A 26,171-nucleotide genomic window follows, 5' to 3' on the forward strand; every position below is an offset into this window, starting at 1 on the left:
GGCGCGCCGCCATGCCAACCGGCATGCCGCATCTCCCCTATGAATACTGCAACGATGTCTGAAGCGTCAGAAGCGCCGGCCAATGAATCGGTGACATTCGACAGCTTCGGCCTGCATCCGGACGTCCTCCGCGCGCTGACCGAAAGCGGTTACACCAAGCCCACGCCCATCCAGGCCGCCGCCATTCCGGTGGTCACCGCCGGCCGCGACGTCATGGGCGCCGCGCAAACCGGCACCGGCAAGACCGCCGGTTTCTCGCTGCCGATCATCCATAACCTGTTGCCCGACGCCAATACGAGCGCGTCGCCGGCACGCCACCCGGTGCGGGCGCTGATCCTCACGCCCACGCGCGAACTGGCCGACCAGGTGTACGACAACGTCGCCAAGTACGCGAAGTACACGGCGTTGCGCAGCGCTGTCGTGTTCGGCGGCGTCGACATGAACCCGCAGACCGAGCAACTGCGCCGCGGCGTCGAAATCCTCGTGGCCACGCCGGGCCGCCTGCTCGACCACGTGCAGCAGCGCAGCGTGAACCTGTCGCAGGTACGCATGCTGGTGCTCGACGAAGCCGATCGCATGCTCGACATGGGCTTCCTGCCCGACCTGCAGCGCATCATCAACCTGCTGCCGGCACACCGCCAGACGCTGTTGTTCTCGGCGACGTTCTCGCCGGAGATCAAGAAGCTGGCCGCCAGCTACCTGCGTCATCCGCAGACCATTGAAGTGGCCCGCAGCAACGCCACGGCAGAGAATGTCCGCCAGGTCATCTACACCGTGCCGGACAACCACAAGCAAGCCGCGCTCGTGCACCTGTTGAAGCAGCGCGCCGAGCAAGGCCTGCCGCGCCAGTGCATCGTGTTCTCCAACAGCAAGATCGGCTGCTCGCGGCTGGCGCGTGCGCTGGAGCGCGAGGGCATCAATGCCAACGCCATTCACGGCGACAAGACGCAGACCGAACGCATGCAAACGCTCGAAGCGTTCAAGCAAGGTACCGTCGATGTGCTGGTCGCCACCGACGTGGCAGCGCGCGGTCTCGACATCTCGCAGATGCCGTGCGTGATCAATTTCGACCTGCCGTTCAACGCAGAAGACTACGTGCACCGCATTGGCCGCACGGGTCGTGCCGGCGCTTCGGGCGACGCACTGTCGCTGTTCGCCCCGGGCGATGAACGCCTGCTGGCCGATATCGAAAAGCTGATCAAGCGCAATCTGCCGCGCGAGCAACTGGCCGATTTCGATCCGACCGGCGAACAGGCGCGTGACCGTGAACGCCGCGAGCGTGACGAAAAGCGTGCCCGCAGCGAAGTCCGTCGCGCCCGTGAGCGCGATGAGCGTAACGGCGCCCGCGTGCTTGATCACACGATCGTACGCCCGGCGTTCCGCCCATCGGACGATCCGTTCTTCAACCGCCCGTACGAATCGTCTGTGCCGGCGGAATCGGCGGAGGCCGCCAAGCCGGCACAGCCCGCCGGACACCCGCGCACCGCCAAGCGGCCGATTGCGGCCCTGCTCGGTGGCGTGCCGCGCAAGCGTTAAGTCAGTCGACGGAAAGCGGCGGCGCTCCTGCCGCCCGGGTCAATTGCATCAGGCCAGCTGCGCCAGGCGATTGGCCCATGCCGGGACGGCGTCCCGGTAGAATCCCTCCACATCCCCTGCACGAATTTCCAGCCCGAGGTGCTGCGCCGCTTCCGTCAACGCGGCCAGCGGTTGATTGCGGTTGATGGCGCGTGCACCTGTCTGCTTACTGAGCTTTTCGCCGTCAGCATTCACGACCACGGGCACGTGCAGGTAGCGCAGCGCGGGCAGGCCCAACAGCTGCTGCAGATAGATCTGCCGCGGCGTCGAGTCGAGCAGGTCGGCGCCCCGCACGACATCGGTGATGCCTTGCGCGGCATCGTCCACCACCACCGCAATCTGGTATGCCCACATGCCGTCCGCGCGCTTGAGTACGAAGTCTCCGACGGCTTCAGCCAGGTTCTGGCATTGCGTGCCTTGCCAGCGGTCGTTGAAGCAGAGGGTCGCGGCATCGGCTTCCGGTACGCGCACGCGCCATGCGCGCGCCGGCCGGCCGTGCAGCCCGTTGCGACACGTGCCCGGATAGATCAGCGTCTGGTGACGCACGTGCCCGTTCGCGTCGATGCTCGTGACGGAATCCGCAATTTCGCGGCGCGTGCAGCCGCACGGGTAGAGGCGGCCGACGGCCTGCAACTGCTCAAGCGCCTGTTCAAAGCGCGGGAGGTGCGTGCTCTGCCACTGTGGGGCTTCGTCGGGAATGAGCCCGAGCGCATCCAGTGTGGCGAGGATGTCGCGATCGGCGCCGGGCACGTTGCGCTGGAAGTCGATGTCTTCGATCCGCACGAGCCACGTGCCGCCGTGTACGCGCGCATCCAGCCAGCTTGCCAATGCGGTGACCAGCGAGCCGATATGCAGCGGCCCCGTGGGCGAGGGCGCAAAGCGGCCGCGGTATTGGCCGCGCGACGCGTTGATGGATTCCGGAAAATCGAGATTGGCTTGGGACAACGCAACGCTCCAGGCGCAGAAGTCGATGGCGCTATTGTGCGCGATTTGGCGGCCTGAGGCGCTTACTGCATCATCAAGGCCTGCCCCAGGCGCGGGTCTTCCAGCTTGTCGACCCACCATTGCAGTGCCTTGCCGCGCATGTTGTTGCGCCAGGCAACCTGAAACGTGCCGGCGCGCTTGTCTTCGGTGGTTTCCTTGGCGATGAGCACGCCGGAATCCAGATACGGTTGCGCCAGCGGCACCGGCAGCCAGCCGCAGCCCAGGCCGCGAATCTGCGCCTGCACCTTATCCGCCATGGACGGCACGACCAGCGTGTCCTGTCCAGCCATCACGCCGATGGTGCGTGCGGGCAGGTTGCGCGATGTATCCCCCACGGCAACGATGCGATGCCGCGTGATGGCGGTTGCAGGCAGCGGCTCCTCCATTTGCGCCAGCGGATGATGTGCGGCGACCGCAAACACGAAAGGAATGTTGCCCACCGTACGCGTCTGAATACCTTGGACCTGCATCACCTGTGCGGGGCCGATCAGCAAATCCGCACGGCCAGAAAACAGTGCGTCCCACGTGCCGGCCAGCACCTCACGGCAGAAGCGCAGGCGCGTGGCGGTGTTTTCGGCGTAGAAATCCTGGATGACGGGCATCAGTGCGCGGAAGTGCACGAGATCGTCGACTACGATGGTCAACGTGGCTTCCCATCCGGTGGCAAGGCGTTTGACGCGGCGTGCGAGTTCATCGGCCGCCTGCAACAGATGGCGGCCTTCGTCGAGCAGCGCGCGGCCTGCGGGCGTGAGTTCAGCCCGGTGGCGGCGTCGGTCGAACAGCAGGACGTCGAGATCGTCTTCCAGCTTGCGCACCACATAGGTGAGCGCCGACGGCACTTTGCCCAGCTCATGCGCGGCGGCGGCAAAGCTGCCCTTGCGTTCGATCGCGTCCAGCACTTCGAGAGATTCCAGCGAGAGCGCCATATTCAGAATTTTTGATGTATTGAATCAAAGCCGTGCCGCGCAACTATAGCCAATCTGCGTACCATTCACACATCGACGCAGTAATTTGGATAGGAGATTCATCAAAATGATTGAAATCCGCCCCTCTCAAGATCGCGGGTACGCAGACCACGGCTGGCTGAAGTCGTATCACAGCTTCTCGTTCGCCGATTACATGGACCCGGAGCACGTTCAATTCGGGCCGTTGCGCGTCATCAATGAAGACCGCGTCGCCGCCGGCATGGGCTTTGGCACCCACGGCCACCGCGACATGGAAATCATCAGTTACGTGCTGGATGGCGAGCTGGCGCACAAGGACAGCATGGGCAACGGCAGCGTGCTGCGCCGGGGCGACGTGCAGCGCATGACGGCTGGGACAGGCGTGCGTCACTCCGAGTTCAACCACGCGCAGGACCAGACCACGCATTTTCTGCAGATCTGGGTGCTGCCGGCGCAGTTGAACCTCACGCCGGGCTATGAAGAACGCCATTTCGACGAGGCGGCCAAGCGCGGCAAGCTGGCCCTGATCGCCAGCGCCGACGGCCGTGACGGATCGGTGAAAGTGCACCAGGACATGGCGCTCTACGCCGGCAAGTTCGATGGCGCAGAAACTGCGTCCCTGCCGATCGCCGCAGGCCGCCGCGCTTATGTGCACGTCGTGCGCGGCAAGGTGAGCGTCAACGGTCGCACGCTGGTCGGCGGCGACGCAGCCAAGCTGACGCAGGAAGAGACGGTGATGCTCTCCGGCGGCGAAGACAGCGAAGTGCTGGTGTTCGATCTGCCGTAATGTGGATGGCGCACGCTCTGTGCGCCATTTTTCTTTTCCGTTGTTCCCCGCCGTACCCCTAACCCCAAGAGGATTCCCATGGCACGAGTTGCAGTCGTTTATCACAGCGGTTATGGCCACACCAAGAAGCAGGCCGAGGCCGTATTTGCAGGCATTCAAGGCGCCGGCGCCGAAGCACACCTGATCTCCGTCACGGACGTCAACGACGATACCTGGGCGCTGCTCGCCGGCGTCGACACGATCGTCTTTGGCGCGCCGACCTACATGGGCGGCGTGTCGGGCGACTTCAAGAAGTTTGCCGATGCATCGTCCAAGGCGTGGTTTACCGGTGCGTGGAAGGACAAGATCGCTGCGGGGTTCACCAATTCCGCATCGATGAACGGTGACAAGTACGCGTCGATCCAGTATCTGTGGACGCTGTCGCAGCAGCACGGAATGATCTGGGTCGGCACGGGCATGATGCCGGCCAACAGCAAGGCGGCCACGCGCAACGACGTGAACTACCTGGCTGGCTTTGGCGGCGCGCTGGCGCAATCGCCGTCGGACGCGAGCCCGGAAGAAGGTCCGCTGCCCGGCGACCTGGAAACCGCCAAGCTGTTCGGCGAACGTATTGTTGCCATCACGAACCAGTTCGTGCGCGGTCGCCAGTAAAACGGATCGCCCAAAGAAAAACGCCGGCATGTACGGCGTTTTTGCTGGCGCGCTGCGAAGGGTCAGAAGCGCGTGCCGGCTCCGCAGAACACGCCGCGGTTGGATCCGCCCTCGCAACTCGTCGCGCAACCGCCCAATGCCGCAAGGCACAGCGCGGTGACGAGGAGGCGGGCGGCGAGGCGCTTCATGCGGCGGCGCGCGTTTGGTTGCCGGCGCAATGCGGGCAGCGCTGGCCGGGGATGTAGTCGGGGGACTGCTGCTCTTCCGGCGTCACCACGGCGCGGCAGGCAAAGCATTGCTTCGGGCCTGCCGGCAGCAGTTCGGCATTGAGCGCTGTGCGGTGATCGAACACAAAGCAATCGCCGTCGTAATGCGCGCCGCCGACTTCCTCGAAATACTTGAGGATGCCGCCTTCGAGCTGATAGACGCGCTCGATACCGATCTCCTGCATGTGGATTGCTGCCTTTTCGCAGCGGATGCCGCCGGTGCAGAACGACACGACGGTCTTGCCGGCAAAGTCGTCCTTGTGCGCGGCAATGGCGGGCGGGAATTCGGTGAACTTCTTGAGGTTGTATTCGACGACGTTCTTGAACGTGCCAACGGCGACTTCATAGTCGTTGCGCGTGTCGAGCATCACCACGGGGCGGCCTTCGTCGTCGTGGCCCTGGTCGAGCCAGCGCTTGAGGTCCGGCGGCGCGACCGACGGCGCGCGGCCTTCTTCGGGGCGGATCAGCGGATGGCGCATGGTGATGATTTCTTTCTTCATGCGCACCAGCAGGCGGCGGAACGGCTGGTGGTCGGACAGGCTTTCCTTCGGTGCCAGGTCAGCAAAACGGGGGTCGGCGCGCAGCCAGCCGACGATGCCGTTGATGGCCTCACGCGAGCCGGCCAGGAAGATGTTGATGCCCTCGGGCGCCAGCAGCACGGTGCCCTTCAGCCCGCGCGCCTGGCACTCGGCCAGCAGGGCGGGGCGCAGGGTCTCGCGGTCATCGAGGGTGACGAATTTGTAAGCGGAAATATTGACGATCTGCATGTGCTGCCGCGCCATTTTCTGGCGCCTTGGGTAACCCGTTGATTCGTAAGCCGAAATTATAGCCGCCCGCGCAGCTGCGCGGGGTTGTCGCCGGTCAACAGGGCGCGCCCGGAATGCTTTGCGGAAGGTGTCACCCGTTACAATACGCGGATGAATTCGCCGCGCTTCGTCCACCTCCGTCTCCACTCCGAATATTCCGTCGTCGATGGCAACGTCCGTCTCGACGATGCCGTCAAGGCTGCCGCCAAAGACGGCATGGGCGCCTTGGCGCTGACTGATCTCGCCAACGCCTTCGGGCTGGTGCGTTTCTACAAGGAAGCACGTGGCAAGGGCGTGAAGCCCATCGTCGGGGCCGACGTGTGGATCACTAATCACGACGAGCGCGACAAGCCGACGCGCCTGCTGTTGCTGGTGCGTGACAAGCAGGGTTACCTGAACCTGTGCCAGTTGCTGGCCCGGGCGTGGCTTTCCAATCAACATCGCGGCCGCGCGGAAATCGCCCCCGAATGGTTCGACGAGCCGGGCGTTGAGAACGCGCCGCTGGCCACCGGCCTCCTGGCCCTTTCGGGTGCCATGGCGGGCGATATCGGCATGGCGCTGGCCAACGGAAACGATGCGCTGGCGCGCAAGCTAGCGACGCATTGGTCGCGCGTGTTTCCTGGCGCTTTCTACATCGAGCTGCAGCGCGCCGGGCACGCCGGCACCGAAGCCTACATTCAGCAGGCTGTGAAGCTGGCCTCGGCGATGCAGTTGCCAGTGGTGGCTACGCATCCGGTGCAATTCATGACGCCGGACGATTTCACGGCCCACGAAGCGCGCACCTGCATCGCGGAGGGCGAGCTGCTCGCCAATCCGCGCCGCGCCCGTCGTTTCACGACGGAGCAGTATTTCAAGACGCAGGACGAGATGTGCGCGCTGTTTGCCGACATCCCCTCCGCGCTGGCCAATTCGGTACAGATCGCGCAGCGTTGCAACCTCAAGCTGGAACTGGGCAAGCCCAAGCTGCCGCTGTTCCCGACGCCCGACGGCATGTCGCTGGATGACTACCTCGTCCAGCTCGCCAAGGAAGGGCTGGAAAAGCGCATGGAAGTGCTGTTCCCGGACGAAGCCGTACGCGAATCCAAGCGCGCCGAGTATTACGCCCGCCTGGAATTCGAAACCGGCACCATCATCAAGATGGGCTTCCCGGGCTACTTCCTGATCGTTGCGGACTTCATCAACTGGGCCAAGAACAACGGCGTGCCGGTGGGGCCTGGCCGGGGCTCGGGCGCCGGTTCGCTGGTGGCGTATGCGCTGGGCATTACCGATCTGGACCCGCTCAAATACAACCTGCTGTTTGAGCGTTTCCTGAATCCGGAACGTGTGTCGATGCCCGACTTCGACATCGACTTCTGCCAGCACGGCCGCGACCGCGTCATCCAGTACGTGAAGGAAAAGTACGGCAAGGACGCCGTCTCGCAGATCGCGACGTTCGGCACCATGGCCGCCAAGGCTGCGGTGCGCGACGTGGGCCGCGTGCTCGATCTCGGCTACAACTTTGTTGACGGCGTGGCCAAGCTGATCCCGTTCAAGCCGGGCAAGCTCGTCACGCTGGAAGAAGCGAAGAAGGAAGAGCCGCTGCTGGCCGAGCGCGAGGCCAACGAAGAAGAAGTCAAGCAGCTGCTGGAACTTGCCCAGCGCGTCGAAGGCATGACACGTAACGTCGGCATGCATGCTGGCGGCGTGCTGATCGCCCCCGGCAAGTTGACCGACTTCTGCCCGCTCTACACGCAAGGTGGTGAAGACGCCGGCGTCGTCAGTCAGTACGACAAGGACGACGTGGAAGCCGTCGGCCTGGTCAAGTTCGACTTCTTGGGCCTGACCACGCTGACGATCCTCGACTGGGCCGAGCGCTACATCCGCATGCTGGATCCGTCCAAGGCGGATTGGAACTGCAGCCACATTCCGCTGACGGACAAGAAGGCGTTCGACATCCTGAAGACGGCCAACACGGTCGCCGTGTTCCAGCTGGAAAGCCGCGGCATGCAAGGCATGCTGAAGGACGCGAAGCCTGACCGCTTTGAGGACATCATTGCCCTGGTGGCGCTGTATCGCCCGGGCCCGATGGACCTGATCCCCAGCTTCTGCGCGCGTAAGCACGGCCGCGAGAAGGTCGAGTACCCGGACCCGCGCGTCGAGCCGGTGCTCAAGGAGACCTACGGCATCATGGTCTACCAGGAGCAGGTGATGCAGATGGCGCAGATCGTGGGCGGTTACTCGCTTGGCGGCGCCGACTTGCTGCGCCGCGCGATGGGTAAGAAGAAGCCCGAAGAGATGGCACAGCACCGAGAGCTGTTCCGCGCGGGCGCTGCCAAGGACGGGCTCTCCACCGAAAAGGCCGATGAAATCTTCGACCTGATGGAGAAGTTCGCGGGCTACGGCTTCAACAAGTCGCACGCGGCCGCGTATGCGCTGCTGGCGTATTACACGGCGTGGCTCAAGGCGCATCACCCGGCCGAATTCATGGCAGCCAACATGTCGCTCGCCATGGACGACACCGACAAGGTGAAGATCCTTTACGACGATGCCCGAGGCAAGAACGGCCTGACCATCCTGCCGCCCGATATCAACGCCAGCCAGTATCGTTTTGCACCGACCGACGCCAAGACCATCCGCTACGGCCTGGGAGGCGTGAAAGGCAGCGGCCAGGGCGCCATCGAAGACATCCTGCGTGCACGCGAAGACGGCCCCTTCAAGGACTTGTTCGACTTCTGCGAACGCGTCGACCGCCGCCAGGTCAATCGCCGCACGATCGAAGCGCTGGTGCGCGCCGGCGCCTTCGACAGCCTCAACGCCAACCGCGCGCAGCTGCTCGCGTCGATCGGCCTGGCCATGGAAGCCGCCGAGCAGAAGGCGGCGGCTGCCAACCAGGTGTCGCTGTTCGATCTGATGAGCGGTGACGATGCCGAGCAGCATCGCCCCGAACTCGTCGATGAGCCGGCCTGGTCTACCAAGCGCAAGCTGCAGGAAGAAAAGCAGGCGCTGGGTTTCTATCTCTCTGGCCACTTGTTCGATGAATACCGCGACGAAGTGCGCCGCTTTGCGCGTACGACGCTGGCCGATCTGGCTCGCGAAGTGACCGACAAGGGCAACGGCGGCGGCTACGGCAACCGCGATGCACGTAACAAAACGGTGGCCGGCGTGATTGTCGGGCAGCGTACGCAGATGACGCAGCGCGGCAAGATGCTGATCGTCATGCTCGACGACGGCTCCGCCAGCGAAGCCACCGAAGTGACGGTCTTCAACGAAGTTTTCGAAGCCAACCGCGCGCTGTTCAAGGAAGACGAAGTGCTGATCGTGCAGGGCAGCGCCCGTCACGACATGTTCACTGGCGGCGTGCGCGTGACAGCCGAATCGGTCATGGACATGACGCAGGCGCGCGCCAAGTTTGCGCGCGCAATCCGGTTGTCCATGAACGGCGATTCGACAGCGGCCAAGCTGCGCGATCTGCTATCGCCGCATGTGGCGACGGATGGCAACGGCGTCTCGGTGCGCATCAACTACGTCTGCGAGCAGGCCCGCTGCGAAGCCGTGCTTGGCGACGCGTGGCGCATTGTTCCGAGCGAGGACGCAATCGCCGCGCTGCGTCAGGCGCTGGACGCCGAGAACGTGGCAACGATGTACGAGTAGTCCGAAGATGGCGCAGGGGGCGCCATCGCCGAGCGCGCGCTCGGCAGGACTGCAGTCTCAATACGATTATTACTAGAGCATCCATGAACGTCGGAATCTCGTGCAACGCGCTGGGCTACAGCGGCGGCAGCGAGCGCTACGCGATGGACTTGGTGCGCGGTCTACATGAGCGCGCCATCCGTCCCGTGTTCTTCGCCAAGATGGTGGACAAAGCGCTTCCGGAATACCGCCACGTCAAGGCAGTCGCACTGCCAACGCGCAAGCTGCCCGGCAAATTGAACGACCATGCGTTCGGCTGGCTTGTGCGCTATCTGGCCAAGCGTGAGCACATCGATCTGATGATCGGCTGCAACCGCACGGGCGCTTCGGATATCGCTATTTGTGGCGGTACGCACGTCGGTTATCTCAAGAGCTTTTCAAAAGAGCCCGCCTTCTGGGATCGCCAGCAGATCGCCCTGGAGCGCCGGGACTACGTGCGCTCGCACGTTGTTGTCGCACACTCGCGGCTGATGGCGCAGGAAGTGCTCGACTACTACGACATTCCCGTTGCCAAGGTGAAGACGGTATACCCGCCGGTGAGCGAGACGAAGTTCTCGCCGGTGGATGAGGCAGAGCGTCAGCGCCTGCGCGATGAGCTTGGCTTCGCGAAGGACCGCGTCACGTTTGTGTTCCCGTCGTCGAGTCACAAGCGCAAGGGCTATCCGCTGCTGGAGGCGTTTTTCTCGAAGACGGATTTGCCTGTGCAGCTGGCGGTGATCGGGCGGCCGGTGTCATCGTCGTCGCCCAATATTCGGTACCTGGGATACCGCAAGGACATCGAAAACGTCTACCGCGCGGCGGACTACACCATCCTCGCTTCGCACTACGAGCCGTTCGGGCTGATTGGCGTGGAGTCCGTCCTGTGCGGCACGCCTGCCGTGCTGGCAGCCAATATCGCCTGCACCGAGGTGATCTCGGAAGAAGGGGCGCTCACCTTCGACCTTGATGACCCGACCACGTTGGCGCGCACGATTGAGGCGGCCGTAGCGCGTGCGCACGCTGGGCAAGCGCGCCTGCTGAATCCGCGCGAGCACCTTCGCTATGACCCGAGCATCGCTGCGCACATCGATGCTCTCCTGGCGCTTGCGCCCGGCGCGGGGACACTGCGATGAGCGGCCTGACGCAAAGGGGCCGGACGCTGGTATCCAGCGCGCCGGCGGCACTGGCTGTGTTCGGAATCGCCGTTCTCCCGGCCTTCATGCTGTCGGTGCGCGGTGCGGCGTTCCTGTCGTTTTCCCTGCTGCTGGTTGCCGCGTTCTGGTCGATGCTGGCCGCACCTGCGGAGGTCTTGAGCCGACTGCGGACGATGTGGCGCGAACATCGCTGGCTGATTCTCGCCATGGCGGCCATGCCCACCGCGATGCTGGTCAGCGCTCAGCTGAACCCTGCCGCACCGCGTAGTGTGCCGTTTGCCTATGGCCGGCTCTGGCTGTTCGGATTTGCGCTGTTTGCGCTGTTGCAATTGCGGCATAAACAGCTGGAGAGCGTGCAGTGGGGATGTGTTGCCGGCGCGCTGGCGTCGGTCGTGTGGGCTTATCTCGAATTGCGCATCGGACGGCCCGACAAGATCGGCGCATTCGCCAACACAATCCCTTTCGGCAATCTATCGTTGCTGATGGGCCTGTTCTCGCTGATTTCCATTGGTTGGTCTAAAGGAGATGGGTGGCCCCTTATTGCGTTGCGTTTGCTGGGAGGGGGGGCAGGGCTTGTTGCGTCGTACATGTCGCAGTCGCGGGGCGGCTGGGTTGCAATCCCCGTACTGCTCCTGATCGCCGTGGCGACATTGCGTCACGTGAGCTGGAAGAAGCGGGTGGCAGCGTTGCTGGTGTTCTTCGCGCTGTTGGCGGCGGTATGCGTGTCGTCGAGTATGGTTCGTGCCCGTTTCGATCAAGCAGTCAGCGATTTGCACGCCTATGAAGCTGGTCAGACCAACACGTCGGTCGGTATCCGCTTCCAACTCTGGAAAGCCGCGACCTTGATGCTGACGCGCCACCCGCTAGCCGGAGTGGGAAGAGGGCAATTCGAACCCGCCCTCAAGGCGATTCACGCGGAAGGCCTGATCACAAAGGAGGCGACTGCCTTCGAGCATGCCCACAACGAGTTTCTATACAATGGCGCCACGCTTGGCGTGCTGGGCATCGGCGCATTGCTGGCGCTGTATCTGGTACCCGCCGCGTACTTTCTGCGCGCTGCGCTGTGCGACGATCGCGTCCTGCGTACAACGGGGGCGATGGGCCTCACGTTATGCGTCGGTTTCGTCCTGTTCGGCCTGACCGAAGTGATGCTGATCATCGCGCAGACGGTCGTGTTCTACAGCGTGATGGTGGCCGTGTTCACCGCGCATATTCACCGGCGCCGGCAGCAGCTTGGCGCCGCTCCTGTTCTCTGAGATCGCTTTCGCATGTCCGCATCCAATCGAGCCACGCTCGCCGTCATCATCGTCGCCAAGAATGAAGCCGCTGATATCGGCGACTGCATCCGCTCGGTGCGCGACTGGGCGGACGATGTCATCGTCTTCGACTCGGGCAGCACGGACGGCACGCAGGACATCTGCCGCCAGCTCGGTGCGCGCGTGTTCGAAACCGACTGGCCCGGCTACGGGGAGCAGTCCAACCGTGCCTTGCGCGAAGCCCGTACCGACTGGGTGCTTTCGTTGGACGCCGATGAGCGCATCAGCCCCGAACTGCGTGCCGAGATGATCGCCGTACTCGAATCGGGGAGCCCGCACACTGTCTACTCCATGCCGCGCAGCTCCAGTTTTTGCGGCCGCTTCATGAAGCACTCGGGTTGGTGGCCGGACCGCATTCGTCGCTTTTTCAAGCGCGAGCAGGTGACGTTCTTCGATGCGCCGGTGCACTCCCACTTGGTCTTCGAGGGTACGGTGGGCGACTTCCGCGCACCGATCATCCACTATTCGATTCCGGATCTGAAGGCTGCGCTGGACAAGGCCAACGATTATTCGACCGCCGGAGCGGCCGCAGCTTATGCCAAGGGCAAGCGCGCGTCGTTGGGCAGTGCGATCGGCCACGGGCTGTGGGCGTTCCTCCGTACGTACATCATCCAGCGTGGTTTCCTAGATGGCGCGGAGGGCTTCATGCTCGCGGTGTCGAACGCCGAGGGCACGTATTACCGCTACGTCAAGCTGATGATGCTGCATCGTCATGGCAAGCGCTGAACCGCCGCGTCGCATCGCCCTCATCGTTACGACGTACAACCGCGCGGACGCGCTGGTTCGCGTACTGGCAGGGTGTGGCGCACAGACCGACCGTGCCTTCGACGTCATTGTCGCCGACGACGGTTCGCGCGATGACACACGCGTGGCGGTCGAAACCGCTGCCAAGACCGCGCCGTATACCCTGCGCCATGTTTGGCAACCCGACGACGGCTTTCGCGCTGGCGAAATCCGCAACCGCGGCGTGCTGGCGACGGACGCCGACTACCTCGTTTTTCTCGATGGCGATTGCGTGCCGCGTCCGGATTTCGTCGCCCGGCACCGCGCGTTGGCCGAGCGGGGGCGTTTGCTGTCCGGTAGCCGCATCCTGCTGAATGAGGCGATGACGCGTGAGGTCGTCGCCGAGCAGATCGACATCCACCTGAAGGACCGCGCGTATTGGTTTGCCGCCTGGCGCGCGGGCCGCATCAACAAGTTCCTGCCGCTATTGGTGCCGGGTCTGCCGGTGCCGCGCACTTTCAAGGACACCAGCCTGCGCGGCATCAAGAGCTGCAATCTTGGCGTGTGGCGCAGCGATTTCGAACGCGTGAACGGCTTCGATCAGAGCTTCGTCGGGTGGGGTCATGAAGACGCCGATCTGGCGGTGCGCCTGTACAACGCCGGTGTGCGGCGCAAGCGCGGCTTCTGCGCGACCGAAGTCTTCCATCTATGGCATCGCGAGCAATCGCGCGAGCAGGAAAGCCCCAACTATCAACGCATGATGGCTCGGCGCAATACCGACATCATCCGCGCAGACGTTGGGCTTGCAGAGCTGCGAGAGCAGGGCGCCTGAGCGGGCGCCGTCATGTTCACCAAGTCTTCTTCTGCTTAACGATGCCGAGGAACGGCCGCACGAAGATCTGATAGAGGAACTTGCGCACGAAAATCTGGCGCAGATGATGGCCGAGCCCCAGGCGGTTGTCGGCTTCGCGGCTTTTGATGGCGCGATCGGCTTCGAGGTTCGAGCCGCTATCGAAGTTCTGCACGCCAATCACATAAGGCACGACGGCACGCATCTGGACGATGCCTTCGCGCTCGAACTTGTACCAATAGTCTGCGGCCAGCCACACGGGATAGAGCTGCTCGACCATGCGCTTGGCCGCGGCGCGCGTGACGAAATAGCCATGCGCGAGCCACTGGTAGTTGGCAAGTTTGACCGTGCGGTGGTGCGCCGTCAGGGGCCGGGCGCTGCGCTTGTAGTAACGGTCGATGTGCGTGAGCAGCGTGACGACCGGTTCGTCGGGTGACACGCTCTGTGCCAGGGCCTGGAGCACGGCGGGCACATCCGGCCCGAGTTTCGCATCGTCTTCCAGAATGAGCGCGTAGGGCAGGTCCTCCTCGATCATTGCGCGGTAGACGCCGAGGTGGCTCAGCGCGCAGCCGACTTCGCCGACGGTCAATTCGCGGCTTTGGCTCGTAGCGCGTGCATGGTCATAGTGGCGCGCAAGTTCGTCGGCGGGAAGTGTCTTGCCGTACACACCAGGGAAGCGGCGATGCGGCAGGCCCAACGCATCGAGTTGTCGCTCCAGCGCTTCGCGGCGCCCGGTGTCATGATCGAGATTGATGAAAAACGTGGGAACGCGCGAACTCATTGCGGAAGCGTCAGGTGATCCGCCGGCCAGTCTTGGCCGGGCATTGCGCAGCAGGATGGGCCGGGTGGTGGATTGCCGCTAAAATGCCGGGTCGCCCGTCTGTCGGATGACAGACGCTGCGACGCACTTTATGGCGGCCATGCGATCGCCATGCGACGCACGCTGCCCACCCTCATTTGAAAACGCCGTGAGTATACAAGCAAAGTCTGATCACCCAGCGCCCGCCAAGCCGATGCTCAAGCGGTTGTGGGGCTACCTTCGCCCCGAATTGACCGCTTTCATCCTGGCAATGGTCGCCATGGGTGTGGTGGCGGCCACGGAGGGGATCATCCCCAAGGTCGTGAAGGATTTGCTGGATCAGGGCTTCGGCGGTGAATACGCCGGCAAGCTGTGGCAGGTGCCGGCCATGCTGGTGGGGATTGCCGTGGTGCGCGGCATTGCGCAATTTGCGTCGACGTATCTGCTGAGCCTCGTCTCGAACAAGGTGCTGCTGAATCTGCGGATGAAGATGTTCGAACGGCTGCTGCAGGCGCCGGCTTCGTACTATCAGCGCAATACGGCCGCGTCGATCATCAACGCGGTCATCTTTGAAGTGAACCAGGTGCTGCAGGTGCTGACCGGTGTGTTCATCACGCTGGTGCGCGACTCGATGACGGTGCTGGCGCTGCTGGTCTTCCTCTTCTATACCAATTGGCGTTTGACGCTGGTAGTGGCGGTGATCCTGCCGATCATCGGGCTGCTGATGTCGCGCATCAACCGTCGCCTGCGCTCGCTCAACCGCGAGAGCCAGAACCTGACCAACCAGGCGGCCTATGTGGTGGAAGAGGCTGTGGGTGGCTACAAGGTCGTCAAGCTGCACGGCGGCGAGGCGTACGAATCGCTGCGCTTCAATGCCATGACGAATCGCCTCCGCGGTTACGCCATGCGCGTGGCCGTGGCGGGCGGCCTGAACCAGCCGGTGACGCAGTTCCTGGCGGCGCTGGCGCTGTCGGTCATCCTGGCCATTGCCATGTTGCAGGCGCAGGCCAACCAGACCACGGTTGGCGGCTTTACCGGCTTTGTGATGGCAATGCTGCTGCTGATCTCGCCGCTCAAGCACCTGACCGACGTGAACCAGCCGCTGCAGCGCGGCCTGACCGCCGCCGAATTCATCTTCGGCCTGATCGACACGCCGATCGAACCGCAAGAGGGCGGCAAGAAGATCGATCGTGCCCGCGGCGATGTCCGCTTCGACAACGTCACGTTTCGCTATGGCGAAGATGGCCGGGCAGCGCTCGACAACGTCAATCTGCACGTCAAGCCGGGCGAGGTCGTTGCGCTGGTCGGGCCATCGGGCAGCGGCAAGACCACGCTGGTGAACCTGCTGCCGCGCTTCTTCGATCCGACCTCGGGCACGATCTCGCTCGACGGCAATGCGTTGGCCGATCTGGCGCTGCACGACCTGCGCCGGCAGATCGCCTTCGTGAGCCAGGACGTGGTGCTGTTCAACGACACCATCGCAGCCAACGTGGCCTATGGCGCGCGTGACGCCTCCGAGATCGACATGGCACGCGTGCGCCGCGCGCTCGAAGCGGCCTACCTGACTGATGTGGTGGACAACCTGCCCGAGGGCATCGATACCAATATCGGCGACAACGGCTCGAAGCTGTCCGGCGGACAGCGCCAGCGCCTGGCGATCGCCCGCGCAATCTACAAGGATGCGCCGATCCTGATCCTGGACGAAGCGACGTCCGCACTCGATTCGGAGTCCGAGCGCCAAGTGCAGGCCGCGCTCGAACGCCTGATGGAAGGCCGTACGACGCTGGTGATCGCGCACCGCCTGTCGACCATCGAAAATGCCGACCGGATCATCGTGCTAGAGCACGGCAAGATTGCCGAAGCCGGCACGCATCGCGAACTCATCGAGCGCGATGGGTTGTATGCTGGACTCCATCGCATCCAGTTCGCCACCCAGTAAGCCTTCCTCACAGGCGGCGTGCTCAGGATGCTCAATCAAAGGAGACATCGTGACGACCACCACGCCGCCCATCAGCCGGTTCCCCGTTCCTGAACTGGCCGACATTCCCGAAGACATTCGCGCGCGCATCCTGGAGGTGCAGGAGAAGAGCGGCTTTGTGCCGAACGTCTTCCTGGCGCTGTCGCATCGGCCCGACGAATGCCGTGCCTTCTTCGCATACCACGACGCGCTGATGCTGCGCGAAGGCAGCAGCCTCACCAAGGGCGAACGCGAGATGATCGTCGTCGCAACGTCCGCCGCCAACCAATGCCTGTATTGCGTGGTCGCGCACGGCGCCATTCTGCGCATCTACGAGAAGAATCCGCTCGTGGCCGACCAGGTGGCCGTCAATTACCGAAAGGCCGACATCACGCCGCGCCAGCGGGCCATGCTCGACTTTGCGATGAAGGTCTGCACCGCCTCGCACACCGTCAATGACGCCGACTATGAAGTGCTGCGCGCGCACGGCTTCGATGATGAGGACATCTGGGACATCACCGGCATCACGGCCTTCTTCGGCCTCTCGAACCGCATGGCGAATGTGATTTCGATGCGGCCCAATGACGAGTTCTTCCTGCTCGGCCGCCTTCCGCGCGAGAAGAAGTAGGGCGGAGGCGGCGTCTATGCCGCCAGTTCGTGCAGCACTACATCAAGATGATGTCGTACTGCTCCTGGCTGGCCGCCGACGATTCCACCTGCAGCGAAATCGGCTTGCCGATGAAGTCGCCCAGCATCGCAAGGTGCTGGCTTTCTTCTTCCAGGAACAGGTCGATCACTGACTGCGACGCGAGGATGCGGAATTCGCGCGGATTGAACTGCCGCGACTCGCGCATGATCTCGCGCAGGATGTCGTAGCACACGGTGCGCGGCGTCTTCACTTGGCCCTTGCCCTGGCACACCGGGCATTGCTCGCACAGCACATGCGCGAGCGATTCGCGCGTGCGTTTGCGCGTCATCTCCACAAGGCCAAGCTGCGAGAAGCTGTTGACCGTGATGCGCGTTCGGTCGCGCGACAGCGCCTTGCGCAGTTCCGCCAGCACCGCATCGCGATGCTCGGCCGACTCCATGTCGATGAAGTCGATGATGATGATGCCGCCCAGGTTGCGCAGCCGCAGTTGCCGCGCGATGGTGTGCGCCGCTTCCAGGTTCGTCTTGAAGATCGTGTCGTCGAAGTTGCGCGCGCCCACGTAACCGCCGGTGTTGACGTCGATTGTCGTCATCGCCTCGGTCTGGTCGATCATCAGGTAGCCGCCCGATTTCAGGTCGACCCGGCGCGACAGCGCGCGCTCGACTTCCGCCTCGATGTTGTACAAGTCAAAAATGGGCCGCTCGCCGGTGTAATGCGTCAGGCGCTCGACCACGGCGGGCGTGTATTCCTGCGCAAACTCGATGAGCTTCTGATGGTTCTCGCGCGAATCGACCTGGATGCTGCGCGTTTCATCTGTCACGAAATCGCGCAGCACGCGCTGGGCGAGGTTGAGGTCCTGATACAGGATCGAAGGCGCGGGCAGGGTCGTCGCGTTGTGACGGATGGTCGCCCAGATCTTGCGCAGGTAAGCGACGTCGTTGGCGAGTTCTTCATCGGTCGACTCTTCAGCGATCGTGCGCACGATGAAGCCGCCGCGTTCATCGGTGGGGACCATGGCGGTCACGCGCGCGCGCAGCGCTTCGCGCTCGGCCTCGTTGCCGATTTTCTGCGAGATACCGATGTGGGGGTCTTGCGGCAGATACACCAGCGTGCGGCCGGCAATGCTGACTTGCGTGGACAGCCGCGCGCCCTTGGTGCCGATCGGATCCTTGATGACCTGCACCATCAGCGCCTGGCCTTCGAACAGCGTCTTCTCGATGGCGACCTGCGGCGTGGGCGGCGCGTCCTTGGCGTCGCGGGGGTGCCAGATGTCGGCCACGTGTAAGAACGCGGCGCGCTCCAGCCCGATATCGATAAAGGCCGACTGCATGCCGGGCAGCACGCGCACCACCTTGCCAAGATAAATGTTGCCGACCAGGCCGCGCGTTAGCGTGCGCTCGATATGAAGCTCCTGAACGGCGGCTTGCTGAACGATGGCCACGCGCGTTTCTTGCGGCGTGATATTGACGAGGATGTCTTCGGACATGGAGAGGTACCAGGAGAGCGGGTTTCAGCACCCGCCTCTGGGCTCGATCGTATGCGCCCGAAGCGTGTCTTGAAACCGGCTCTCGCACGCTGCCCGGTGCGTGCGTCAGCGGCCGGTCAGGGGCGAGTTACAGCGTGATGCCCGCCTGCGCGAGCAGTGCGGCGGTCTCGAACAAGGGAAGACCCATGATACCCGAATAGCTTCCCGAGATATGGGCCACAAAGGCGGCTGCACGGCCCTGGATGCCGTAGGCGCCGGCCTTGCCGAAAGGCTCGCCGCTGCCGATGTAGCGGGCGATGTCGTTGTCCGTCAGCACGGCAAAGCGCACGTCCGAAATGGACAGCGCGTGCATCGGCGTGCCGCTGGCGGTGACGACCGTTACGGCGGTCAGCACACGGTGCTCGCGGCCGGACATCGCGCGCAGCATGCGATGGGCATCGGCGGCGTCAGACGGTTTCCCGAGAATCTCGCCGCCCAGGCATACCGTGGTGTCCGACGTGAGGATCGGCAGGGCGGGGAGGTTGCGTGCGATGCGGCGGCGCACCGCAGCCTGTGCCTTCAACGCGCAGACACGTTGGACGTAGTCGTCGGGCGTCTCGTTGGGCAGTACGGCTTCCAGCGCTTCCGCGTCTTCGTCGTCGCCGGCCAGCAGCAGCTCGAAGCGCGCGCCGATCTGGCGCAGAAGTTCCTGACGGCGCGGGCTTTGCGAGGCGAGATAGAGGTGCGGCGCGCCGGGTGCATCCATGGTCATACGCGGTGGTACGGGTGGTTCTGCGTGATGCTCCACGCGCGATAGAGCTGCTCGGCCAGCAGCACGCGCACCATGCCGTGCGGCAGCGTCAGGCTCGACAGACGAATCAGCGTACGGGCTTTCGCCTTGAGCGCCGGGTCCAGCCCGTCCGCACCGCCGATGACGAAGGCGATGTCACCGCCTTCCTGTTGCCATCCGGTGAGCGATTCAGCCAGCGCGACGGTGGTGAGGTCCTTGCCGCGCTCGTCCAGCGCGATCATGCGGCATCCCTTGGGCAGCGCGGCTTCAATGCGCGCCGCTTCCAACTGCATGACGGTGGCGGCGGTGCGGCTGCCCGAGCGCTGCTCGGGTTTGATCTCGCGTAGTTCAATGCGGAGCTCGGGCGGCATGCGCTTGGCATACTCGGAGAAACCGTCCTCGATCCAGGACGGCATCTTGTGCCCGACGGCGACGATCAGCAACTGCATGGCGAGACAGCCTGCCCGACGTTACGCTGCGCGCTTCTTGGCCGGCGCGCGCTTGGCTGCCGTCTTGGTGGCGGTTTTTGCAGCGGTTTTGGTGGCCGTCTTCGTGGCGGTCTTGCCCGTACCGGCCGCGCGCTTGGTGGCGGGCTTCTTGGCAGCCGTCTTGGCAGGCGCCTTCTTGGCCGGCGCTGCAGCCTTGGTCGGGCGCTCGCCTGCCAGCTTCGGCTTGGTGGTCCGGCGCTTGGCGGGCGTGACCTCTTCGGCCTCGTCTTCCTCGTCGTCGTAGCCTTCGCTGGCCTTGGGCAGGCCACGCTTGCCCGTGCCGCCGAGTTCGATGCGCACAGGCTTGTCACCCCAGATTTCTTCGAGGTTGTAGTACTGGCGTAGTTGTGGCTGCATGATGTGGACCACGGCGTCGCCGCAGTCGACCAGCACCCATTCGCCCACGTCTTCGCCTTCCACGGCGATGATGTGGCCGCCGGCTTCCTTCACGGCGTCACGCACCGATGCGGCGAGGGCCTTCGTCTGGCGATTGGACGTGCCGCTGGCGATGACCGTGCGGTCGAACAGTTCGGTCAGGTGCGTCGTATTGAAGACCTTGATGTCTTGCGCCTTGACGTCTTCGAGCGCGTCGACGATCACGCGTTGTAGTTTGCGAATATCCATACTGAGTGAGAAGAACGTTTAAAGGACGAGAAAAAAGGTCAAAAAAGCGCGTGAATGCGGTCAATCACGCGGTCAAGCACTGACTGTGCCATTGGCACGGCGGTACAGCGAATGCGATTGGATCAGGTCGGCCACGCCGGCGGGCAGGTCGGCGTCGCAGCGCGCGCCGGCGGCCAGCTGCTGGCGCAGGCGGGTGGATGACAGGTCGACGGCCAGGGTCTGGTCGATCCACATGTGGCCGGCGGGTGCGCATTGTATCAATGCCGTGTCGGCGCGGCGCACATCGAGTTCGCGCTGCACCGGCACATGCAAAGCCTGGAGGTCGAAACCCGGGCGTGTAGCGACGCACAGGTGGACGTATTCGAACAGGTCCTGCCAGCCGTGCCAGGTGTCCAGGCCGACGAGCTGGTCGGCGCCCATCAGCCACGCCATGGAGGTATCCGGGCCGTAGACGCCGCGCAATTCGCGCACGGTGTCGATGGTGTAGCTGGGGCCGTGGCGGTCGACTTCCATGCTGCTCACGTGGACCCGCGCGCGGCCACCGCGTACCGCTTTGGCGGCCAGTTCGGTCATGGCGAAGCGCAGCGGTGCTGGCGTGATGTCGGCGGCCTTTTGCCACGACACGCCGGTGGGAATCCACAGCAGCTCATCCAGGTCGAGGCGGGCGATGCACAGTTCGGCGAGGGCAATGTGGCCGACATGCGGCGGATCGAACGTGCCGCCCAGCAAGCCAAGCCGGTAGGGGCGATCGAGATCGGGGCGCACGAATGTGGGAAGTGTCATACCCAATCGCGCGCCGGCAGGAAATCGGTGTACAACGCGGCCTCCGGCGAACCCGGTTCCGGCTGCCAGTCGTAGCGCCAGTTGGCGACCGGCGGCATCGACATCAGGATCGATTCCGCGCGGCCGCCGCTTTGCAGGCCGAACAGCGTGCCGCGGTCGAATACCAGGTTGAACTCGACATAGCGGCCACGACGATAGGCCTGGAAGGCGCGTTCGCGCTCACCATAGGGCGTGGCGTGGCGTTGCTCGGCGATGGGCAGCCACGCCGGCAGGAAGGCGTCACCCACCGAGCGCATCATCTCGAAGCTGCGCTCGAAGCCCAGTTCGGCAAAGTCGTCAAAGAAGATGCCGCCAACGCCGCGCGCTTCCTTGCGATGCTTCAGATAGAAATAGTCGTCGCACCATTGCTTGAAGCGGGGGTACAGCTCGTCGCCGTATGGGGCGAGGGCGCCCTGGCAGGTGCGGTGGAAATGCGAGGCGTCTTCGGTGAAGCCGTAGTAAGGCGTCAGATCCATGCCGCCACCGAACCACCAGACGGGCTCGGCGTCCGGGCGCACGGCGACGAAGCAGCGCACATTCATGTGCACCGTGGGCACGTACGGGTTGCGCGGATGGAAGACCAGCGACACGCCCATCGCCTCGAAGCCGCGTCCGGCCAATTCGGGCCGGTTGGCCGTCGCCGACGGGGGCAGGGTGTCGCCCATCACGTGCGAGAAACCGACGCCGCCGCGCTCGAGCAGCGTGCCGCCTTCCAGGATGCGGGTGCGGCCGCTGCCGCGCAGGCGCTCGGTGGGCGGCTTCTCCCATGCGTCGGTGATGAACGTGCCGCCGTCCAGCGCGCTGGCGGCAGTGGTGATGCGGTCCTGCAGGTCCAGCAGGTAGGCGCGGACGGCTTGGGTATCCATGCGATCAGAAGGAGGCCGCTCGTAGGGGCGAGTCGGGCCGAGTCATACGGTTGTCACCATTGTAGCGGGCGGGCCGCGCGGGCAAGTTGGGGATCACCCGGGGTGACGGATGCCGCGCCTGCCCCATCGTGGGGCATGGGCGCGGCGGGCGGTCGCTCAATGGCGGATGGCGCGATGTCCGATATCGGTACGGTACTGGGCGCCGTCAAAGTGGATCTGCTCGATGGCGTTGTACGCCGCACGCTGCGCCGCCTTGACGGTGTCGGCCAGGCCGACCACGCATAGCACCCGGCCGCCGTTGGTGGTCAGCACGCCGTCCTTGAGCGTGGTGCCGGCGTGGAAAGTGACGCTGTCTTCGGTTTCCTTCGGGATGCCGGTGATGACGTCGCCCTTGCGCGGCGTGTCCGGGTAATTGTGGGCGGCCATGACCACGCCCAGTGCGGTGCGGCGGTCCCAGTCCAGCTCCATGCCGTCGAGCTTGCCGTCGATGGCGCGGTCGAGCACGTCGTACAGGTCGGTCTTCATGCGCGCCATGATGGGCTGCGTTTCGGGGTCGCCCATGCGGCAGTTGAATTCGAGCGTCTTGGGATTGCCTTCTGCATCGATCATCAGGCCGGCATACAGGAAACCGGTGTACGGGATGCCGTCCTTCTCCATGCCGCGGATGGTCGGCATGATGATCTCGCGCAGCGCGCGGGCGTGCAGCGTGGGCGTAACCACTGGCGCAGGGGAGTAGGCGCCCATGCCGCCCGTGTTGGGGCCGGCGTCGCCGTCGAGCAGGCGCTTGTGGTCCTGGCTGGTGGCCAGCGCCACGACGTTCTTGCCGTCGCACACGACGATAAAGCTGGCTTCTTCGCCGGCCAGGAATTCTTCGATCACCACGCGTGCCCCGGCGTCGCCCAGGCGATTGTCGGCCAGCATCATGTCGATGGCGCTGTGCGCTTCTTCGACCGTCATCGCCACGACCACGCCCTTGCCGGCGGCCAGGCCGTCGGCCTTGATGACGATCGGCGCGCCTTCCTGGTCAACGTACGCATGTGCCTGCGCAGCATCGCCAAAGGTCTGGTACTTGGCGGTCGGAATGCCGTGGCGGTGCATGAACGCCTTGGCGAAATCCTTCGACGATTCGAGCTGCGCGGCGGCCTTGGTCGGCCCGAAGATGCGCAGGCCCTTGGCGCGGAACAGGTCGACGATGCCGGCCGCCAGCGGCGCTTCCGGGCCCACCACCGTGAAGTGGATACCTTCGCGCTCGGCAAAGGCGGCCAGCACTTCCGGATCCGTGATCGGGAGGTTCTGCAGGCGCTTGTCGAGCGCCGTGCCGCCGTTGCCGGGGGCCACGTACACCACCTGTACCTTGGGCGAGCGTGCCAGCTTCCATGCCAGGGCGTGCTCTCGACCGCCCGAACCGACCACCATCACTTTCATGCTGTACCTACCTGAAATTGCAAATCCGATTCGAAATCTGGAAAACAAAAACGCGATCGTGAGGTCGATCGCCGTTATGCGCGCGTCCGGGGCTTACTCCCCGATGACCGCGTTGGTGAAGACTTCCTGCACGTCGTCCAGATTTTCCAGAACGTCGAGCAGCTTCTGCATCTTGACCGCGTCTTCGCCGGTGAACACGACTTCGGTCTGCGGCTTCATGATGACTTCGGCCAGTTCGGCCTTGAAGCCGGCGGCTTCCAGCGCGGTCTTGACCTTGGCGAAATCGTGCGGCGGGCAGATGACTTCGAGCGAGCCGTCTTCGTGCGTGATGACGTCGTCTGCGCCGGCCTCGAGCGCGGCGTCCATCAGCTTGTCTTCGGGCGTGCCCGGGGCAAAGATGAACTGGCCGATGTGGTCGAACAGGAACGCGACGGAGCCCGACGTGCCCATGTTGCCGCCGTACTTGTCGAACCCGTGACGGACTTCGGCCACGGTGCGCGTGCGGTTGTCGGTCAGGCAGTCGACGATCACGGCTGCGCCGTTGATGCCGTAGCCTTCGTAGCGGATTTCTTCGTAGTTCGCGCCTTCCAGGCCGCCCACGCCGCGCTGGATGGCGCGGTTGATGTTGTCCTTGGGCATGTTCGCGTCGGTGGCCTTGTCCATGGCCAGTCGCAGGCGCGGGTTGGAGTCGGCATCGCCGCCGCCCAGACGGGCCGCCACGGTGATTTCCTTGATCAGGCGCGTCCAAATCTTGCCGCGCTTGGCGTCGGCAGCGGCTTTTTTATGCTTGATATTGGCCCATTTGGAATGACCGGCCATGAAACTCTCCGAGCGGAATGCAGTGGAATCTGGCGCTCAGATGGCGGTTTGACGCCACCTGCACGCTCTATAATCGGTCGCGGATTTTAGCATGCTGCACACGCCTGCCGCCCCGTCCATCCGGTCGATTTGGCGGTGTGTCGTCCCCCCAGATTGATCCTCGTCCAAACGCCATGACCGATCCCATCCTGATTGCCAAGAACGCCAAAGCCGAGTTGGTGCTGCTGCCCCAGCTCGCCAACCGGCATGGCTTGATCACCGGCGCCACCGGCACCGGCAAGACCGTCACCCTCCAAACCATCGCCCAGGGCCTGTCAAAGATTGGCGTACCGGTTTTCCTGGCCGACGTGAAAGGTGATCTGACCGGCATTTCGCAGCCCGGCCAGCCAAACGACAAGCTCAAGGCCCGCCTGCAGGAGCGCGGGCTGGAAGAGCCGCAATGGGCCGGTTGCCCCGTCACGTTGTGGGATGTGTACGGCGAGCGTGGCCACCCCGTGCGCGCCACCGTGTCCGACATGGGCCCGCTGATGCTTTCGCGCATGCTCGACCTGAACGACATCCAGACCGGCGTGCTGAACCTCGTCTTCAAGATTGCGGACGACGCGGGCCTCGCGCTGCTCGACATGAAAGACCTGCGCGCGATGCTCCAGCACGTTGGCGAGCATTCGTCGGACTACACGAACAAGTACGGGAATATCTCGTCGGCCAGCATCGGGGCCATTCAGCGCAACCTGATCGCGCTCGAAGAGCAGGGCGCCGACCAGTTCTTCGGCGAGCCGATGCTCGACATCAACGATCTGATGCAGACCGTGCGTGGCCAGGGCGTGATCAACATCCTGGCGGCCGACAAGCTGCTCAACGCTCCCAAGCTGTACGCGACGTTCCTGCTGTGGATGCTCTCCGAGCTGTTCGAGCATCTGCCCGAGGTGGGCGACGTGGACAAGCCCAAACTCGCTTTCTTCTTTGACGAGGCGCACCTGCTGTTCAACGATGCGCCGCCGTCGCTGCTGCAGAAGGTGGAGCAGGTGGTGCGGCTGATCCGCTCCAAGGGCGTGGGCGTGTACTTCGTGACGCAAAATCCCGCCGACGTGCCGGACACGGTGCTCGGCCAGCTCGGCAACCGCGTGCAGCACGCGCTGCGGGCCTTCACGCCGCGTGACCAGAAGGCCGTGAAGGCCGCGGCCACCACGATGCGCGCGAACCCCGAGTTCAGCATCGAAGAGGCCATCGGCGAACTGGCCGTGGGCGAGGCGCTGATCTCCATGCTGGACGAGGCGGCCGCCCGGAGATCACGCAGCGTGCGTTTGTCGTCCCGCCCGCGTCGCGCATCGGGCCGATCTCGGACGACGAGCGCCGCGCGCTGATGACGAATTCGCTGGTGGCCGGCCGCTACGACACGGCAATCGACCGTGAATCGGCGTACGAAATCCTGAGCGGCCGCGTGGCGAAGGGCGGGGCGGCATCGGCGCCGGCTCCGGGTTCCATCGGCACGGACTTCGGGGCATCGACAGGCTCAGTGCCCGCGCCTGGACCTGCACCTGCGCAACAGGAGAGCGGCGGCGGTTGGCTGGGCGATGTCGGCTCGATCCTCACGAAGGGCACGGGCCGCAGCGGTCGTGGCGATTCGATTGTCGAAACATTGGCCAAGTCGACGATGCGCACCATCGGTTCCACCGTCGGGCGCGAAATCGTACGCGGCGTGCTGGGCAGCATTCTGGGCGGATCGAAGAAGCGCTGAGCGCATCCGACGCACCAAAGACAAC

The 26,171-nt window shown here is 64.2% G+C and carries 23 protein-coding genes and 1 pseudogene; 11 read left to right on the top strand and 13 right to left on the bottom strand.

Going from position 1 to position 26,171, the window contains the following annotated elements; translation table 11 throughout:
• Nucleotides 1-54: 54 nt before the first annotated feature.
• Nucleotides 55-1,536 (top strand): DEAD/DEAH box helicase, encoded by a 1,482-nt coding sequence (locus FUT88_RS08655; protein WP_410003873.1) that lies wholly within the window; start codon nt 55-57, stop codon nt 1,534-1,536.
• Nucleotides 1,537-1,584: 48 nt separating this feature from the next.
• On the opposite strand, the gene gluQRS is transcribed toward FUT88_RS08655, so the two are convergent.
• Both gluQRS and FUT88_RS08665 read right to left on the bottom strand, forming a co-directional pair.
• A complete protein-coding gene (gluQRS, locus tag FUT88_RS08660) occupies nt 1,585-2,520 on the bottom strand; it encodes a tRNA glutamyl-Q(34) synthetase GluQRS (RefSeq protein ID WP_147214625.1) in 936 nt (311 codons plus the stop codon).
• Between the two features lie 62 nt (nt 2,521-2,582).
• On the bottom strand, nt 2,583-3,485 hold the full coding sequence (locus tag FUT88_RS08665) for a LysR substrate-binding domain-containing protein (RefSeq protein ID WP_147214626.1): 903 nt from the start codon (nt 3,483-3,485) through the stop codon (nt 2,583-2,585).
• 106 nt (nt 3,486-3,591) lie between these two features.
• Between FUT88_RS08665 and FUT88_RS08670 the strand changes: the two genes are divergently transcribed.
• Nucleotides 3,592-4,290 carry a pirin family protein gene (locus FUT88_RS08670; RefSeq protein WP_147214627.1) on the top strand — a complete coding sequence of 233 codons (699 nt, stop codon included), beginning with the start codon at nt 3,592-3,594 and terminating at the stop codon, nt 4,288-4,290.
• A gap of 78 nt (nt 4,291-4,368) precedes the next feature.
• A complete protein-coding gene (locus tag FUT88_RS08675) occupies nt 4,369-4,941 on the top strand; it encodes a flavodoxin family protein (RefSeq protein ID WP_027680925.1) in 573 nt (190 codons plus the stop codon).
• A 62-nt stretch (nt 4,942-5,003) separates the two neighbouring features.
• Here FUT88_RS08675 and FUT88_RS26605 read toward each other — a convergent pair whose 3' ends face one another.
• A complete protein-coding gene (locus FUT88_RS26605) occupies nt 5,004-5,129 on the bottom strand; it encodes a hypothetical protein (protein WP_261797080.1) in 126 nt (41 codons plus the stop codon).
• The gene (locus FUT88_RS08680; RefSeq protein ID WP_147214705.1) at nt 5,126-5,974 is read right to left on the bottom strand and encodes a sulfurtransferase; all 849 of its coding nucleotides are present in this window, start codon (nt 5,972-5,974) and stop codon (nt 5,126-5,128) included. Before FUT88_RS08680 ends, FUT88_RS26605 begins: the two co-directional genes overlap by 4 nt.
• 150 nt (nt 5,975-6,124) lie before the next feature.
• On the opposite strand from FUT88_RS08680, the gene dnaE reads away from it, so the two are divergent.
• The 5 genes from dnaE (at nt 6,125) to FUT88_RS08705 (ending at nt 13,686) form a co-directional block, all read left to right on the top strand.
• Nucleotides 6,125-9,643 (top strand): DNA polymerase III subunit alpha, encoded by a 3,519-nt coding sequence (gene dnaE / locus FUT88_RS08685; RefSeq protein WP_147214628.1) that lies wholly within the window; start codon nt 6,125-6,127, stop codon nt 9,641-9,643.
• Nucleotides 9,644-9,726: 83 nt separating this feature from the next.
• Nucleotides 9,727-10,794, top strand: coding sequence for a glycosyltransferase family 4 protein (locus FUT88_RS08690; RefSeq protein ID WP_147214629.1), 1,068 nt, complete (start codon nt 9,727-9,729; stop codon nt 10,792-10,794).
• Nucleotides 10,791-12,071 (top strand): O-antigen ligase family protein, encoded by a 1,281-nt coding sequence (locus FUT88_RS08695; RefSeq protein WP_147214630.1) that lies wholly within the window; start codon nt 10,791-10,793, stop codon nt 12,069-12,071. The genes FUT88_RS08690 and FUT88_RS08695 overlap by 4 nt, the downstream gene beginning before the upstream one ends.
• A gap of 12 nt (nt 12,072-12,083) precedes the next feature.
• Nucleotides 12,084-12,857 (top strand): glycosyltransferase family 2 protein, encoded by a 774-nt coding sequence (locus FUT88_RS08700; RefSeq protein ID WP_147214631.1) that lies wholly within the window; start codon nt 12,084-12,086, stop codon nt 12,855-12,857.
• Entirely contained in the window at nt 12,844-13,686 is an 843-nt protein-coding gene (locus FUT88_RS08705; RefSeq protein ID WP_147214632.1) for a glycosyltransferase family 2 protein, read from the top strand. The genes FUT88_RS08700 and FUT88_RS08705 overlap by 14 nt, the downstream gene beginning before the upstream one ends.
• A 16-nt stretch (nt 13,687-13,702) precedes the next feature.
• Here the strand turns inward: FUT88_RS08705 and FUT88_RS08710 are convergent, their stop codons facing one another.
• On the bottom strand, nt 13,703-14,485 hold the full coding sequence (locus tag FUT88_RS08710) for a glycosyltransferase family 25 protein (RefSeq protein ID WP_147214633.1): 783 nt from the start codon (nt 14,483-14,485) through the stop codon (nt 13,703-13,705).
• Nucleotides 14,486-14,717: 232 nt separating this feature from the next.
• Between FUT88_RS08710 and msbA the strand changes: the two genes are divergently transcribed.
• Both msbA and FUT88_RS08720 read left to right on the top strand, forming a co-directional pair.
• Nucleotides 14,718-16,442, top strand: coding sequence for a lipid A export permease/ATP-binding protein MsbA (gene msbA / locus FUT88_RS08715; protein ID WP_147214706.1), 1,725 nt, complete (start codon nt 14,718-14,720; stop codon nt 16,440-16,442).
• A gap of 49 nt (nt 16,443-16,491) precedes the next feature.
• Nucleotides 16,492-17,088, top strand: coding sequence for a peroxidase-related enzyme (locus tag FUT88_RS08720; RefSeq protein WP_147214634.1), 597 nt, complete (start codon nt 16,492-16,494; stop codon nt 17,086-17,088).
• Nucleotides 17,089-17,125: 37 nt separating this feature from the next.
• On the opposite strand, the gene rng is transcribed toward FUT88_RS08720, so the two are convergent.
• The 8 genes from rng to FUT88_RS08760 form a co-directional block, all read right to left on the bottom strand.
• Nucleotides 17,126-18,595: a ribonuclease G gene (gene rng / locus FUT88_RS08725; protein ID WP_147214635.1), complete on the bottom strand. Its 1,470-nt coding sequence runs from the start codon at nt 18,593-18,595 to the stop codon at nt 17,126-17,128.
• A 127-nt stretch (nt 18,596-18,722) separates the two neighbouring features.
• Nucleotides 18,723-19,346, bottom strand: a complete 624-nt coding sequence (locus tag FUT88_RS08730) for a Maf family protein (RefSeq protein ID WP_147214636.1) — start codon at nt 19,344-19,346, stop codon at nt 18,723-18,725.
• Entirely contained in the window at nt 19,343-19,813 is a 471-nt protein-coding gene (gene rlmH / locus FUT88_RS08735) for a 23S rRNA (pseudouridine(1915)-N(3))-methyltransferase RlmH (protein WP_027680941.1), read from the bottom strand. The genes FUT88_RS08730 and rlmH overlap by 4 nt, the downstream gene beginning before the upstream one ends.
• Nucleotides 19,814-19,834: 21 nt before the next feature.
• Complete coding sequence (rsfS, locus tag FUT88_RS08740; protein ID WP_027680942.1) at nt 19,835-20,476, bottom strand: ribosome silencing factor; 642 nt, start codon at nt 20,474-20,476, stop codon at nt 19,835-19,837.
• Nucleotides 20,477-20,548: 72 nt separating this feature from the next.
• Entirely contained in the window at nt 20,549-21,259 is a 711-nt protein-coding gene (locus FUT88_RS08745) for a nicotinate-nucleotide adenylyltransferase (RefSeq protein ID WP_147214637.1), read from the bottom strand.
• Nucleotides 21,256-22,164 carry an oxygen-dependent coproporphyrinogen oxidase gene (gene hemF / locus FUT88_RS08750; protein ID WP_147214638.1) on the bottom strand — a complete coding sequence of 303 codons (909 nt, stop codon included), beginning with the start codon at nt 22,162-22,164 and terminating at the stop codon, nt 21,256-21,258. The genes FUT88_RS08745 and hemF overlap by 4 nt, the downstream gene beginning before the upstream one ends.
• Before the next feature lie 156 nt (nt 22,165-22,320).
• Nucleotides 22,321-23,589 carry a phosphoribosylamine--glycine ligase gene (gene purD / locus FUT88_RS08755; RefSeq protein WP_147214639.1) on the bottom strand — a complete coding sequence of 423 codons (1,269 nt, stop codon included), beginning with the start codon at nt 23,587-23,589 and terminating at the stop codon, nt 22,321-22,323.
• Nucleotides 23,590-23,682: 93 nt separating this feature from the next.
• Nucleotides 23,683-24,408, bottom strand: a complete 726-nt coding sequence (locus tag FUT88_RS08760; RefSeq protein ID WP_147214640.1) for a YebC/PmpR family DNA-binding transcriptional regulator — start codon at nt 24,406-24,408, stop codon at nt 23,683-23,685.
• Nucleotides 24,409-24,581: 173 nt separating this feature from the next.
• On the opposite strand from FUT88_RS08760, the pseudogene FUT88_RS08765 reads away from it, so the two are divergent.
• A pseudogene (locus tag FUT88_RS08765) lies at nt 24,582-26,146 on the top strand (helicase HerA-like C-terminal domain-containing protein).
• The last annotated feature ends 25 nt before the right edge of the window (nt 26,147-26,171 follow it).

The organism is Ralstonia sp. TCR112 (genome assembly GCF_007997035.1).
Classification (GTDB): domain Bacteria; phylum Pseudomonadota; class Gammaproteobacteria; order Burkholderiales; family Burkholderiaceae; genus Ralstonia; species Ralstonia edaphi.

Excerpts from the sequence above, each read along its gene's own strand:
- FUT88_RS08655 (WP_410003873.1), top strand. The coding sequence starts at position 55 with ATGTCTGAAGCGTCAGAAGCGCCGGCCAATGAATCGGTGACATTCGAC.
- FUT88_RS08665 (WP_147214626.1), bottom strand. The coding sequence starts at position 3,485 with ATGGCGCTCTCGCTGGAATCTCTCGAAGTGCTGGACGCGATCGAACGC.
- FUT88_RS08670 (WP_147214627.1), top strand. The coding sequence starts at position 3,592 with ATGATTGAAATCCGCCCCTCTCAAGATCGCGGGTACGCAGACCACGGC.
- FUT88_RS08675 (WP_027680925.1), top strand. The coding sequence starts at position 4,369 with ATGGCACGAGTTGCAGTCGTTTATCACAGCGGTTATGGCCACACCAAG.
- FUT88_RS26605 (WP_261797080.1), bottom strand. The coding sequence starts at position 5,129 with ATGAAGCGCCTCGCCGCCCGCCTCCTCGTCACCGCGCTGTGCCTTGCG.
- FUT88_RS08680 (WP_147214705.1), bottom strand. The coding sequence starts at position 5,974 with ATGCAGATCGTCAATATTTCCGCTTACAAATTCGTCACCCTCGATGAC.
- dnaE (WP_147214628.1), top strand. The coding sequence starts at position 6,125 with ATGAATTCGCCGCGCTTCGTCCACCTCCGTCTCCACTCCGAATATTCC.
- FUT88_RS08690 (WP_147214629.1), top strand. The coding sequence starts at position 9,727 with ATGAACGTCGGAATCTCGTGCAACGCGCTGGGCTACAGCGGCGGCAGC.
- FUT88_RS08695 (WP_147214630.1), top strand. The coding sequence starts at position 10,791 with ATGAGCGGCCTGACGCAAAGGGGCCGGACGCTGGTATCCAGCGCGCCG.
- FUT88_RS08700 (WP_147214631.1), top strand. The coding sequence starts at position 12,084 with ATGTCCGCATCCAATCGAGCCACGCTCGCCGTCATCATCGTCGCCAAG.
- FUT88_RS08705 (WP_147214632.1), top strand. The coding sequence starts at position 12,844 with ATGGCAAGCGCTGAACCGCCGCGTCGCATCGCCCTCATCGTTACGACG.
- FUT88_RS08710 (WP_147214633.1), bottom strand. The coding sequence starts at position 14,485 with ATGAGTTCGCGCGTTCCCACGTTTTTCATCAATCTCGATCATGACACC.
- msbA (WP_147214706.1), top strand. The coding sequence starts at position 14,718 with ATGCTCAAGCGGTTGTGGGGCTACCTTCGCCCCGAATTGACCGCTTTC.
- rng (WP_147214635.1), bottom strand. The coding sequence starts at position 18,595 with ATGTCCGAAGACATCCTCGTCAATATCACGCCGCAAGAAACGCGCGTG.
- FUT88_RS08730 (WP_147214636.1), bottom strand. The coding sequence starts at position 19,346 with ATGACCATGGATGCACCCGGCGCGCCGCACCTCTATCTCGCCTCGCAA.
- rlmH (WP_027680941.1), bottom strand. The coding sequence starts at position 19,813 with ATGCAGTTGCTGATCGTCGCCGTCGGGCACAAGATGCCGTCCTGGATC.
- rsfS (WP_027680942.1), bottom strand. The coding sequence starts at position 20,476 with ATGGATATTCGCAAACTACAACGCGTGATCGTCGACGCGCTCGAAGAC.
- FUT88_RS08745 (WP_147214637.1), bottom strand. The coding sequence starts at position 21,259 with ATGACACTTCCCACATTCGTGCGCCCCGATCTCGATCGCCCCTACCGG.
- hemF (WP_147214638.1), bottom strand. The coding sequence starts at position 22,164 with ATGGATACCCAAGCCGTCCGCGCCTACCTGCTGGACCTGCAGGACCGC.
- purD (WP_147214639.1), bottom strand. The coding sequence starts at position 23,589 with ATGAAAGTGATGGTGGTCGGTTCGGGCGGTCGAGAGCACGCCCTGGCA.
- FUT88_RS08760 (WP_147214640.1), bottom strand. The coding sequence starts at position 24,408 with ATGGCCGGTCATTCCAAATGGGCCAATATCAAGCATAAAAAAGCCGCT.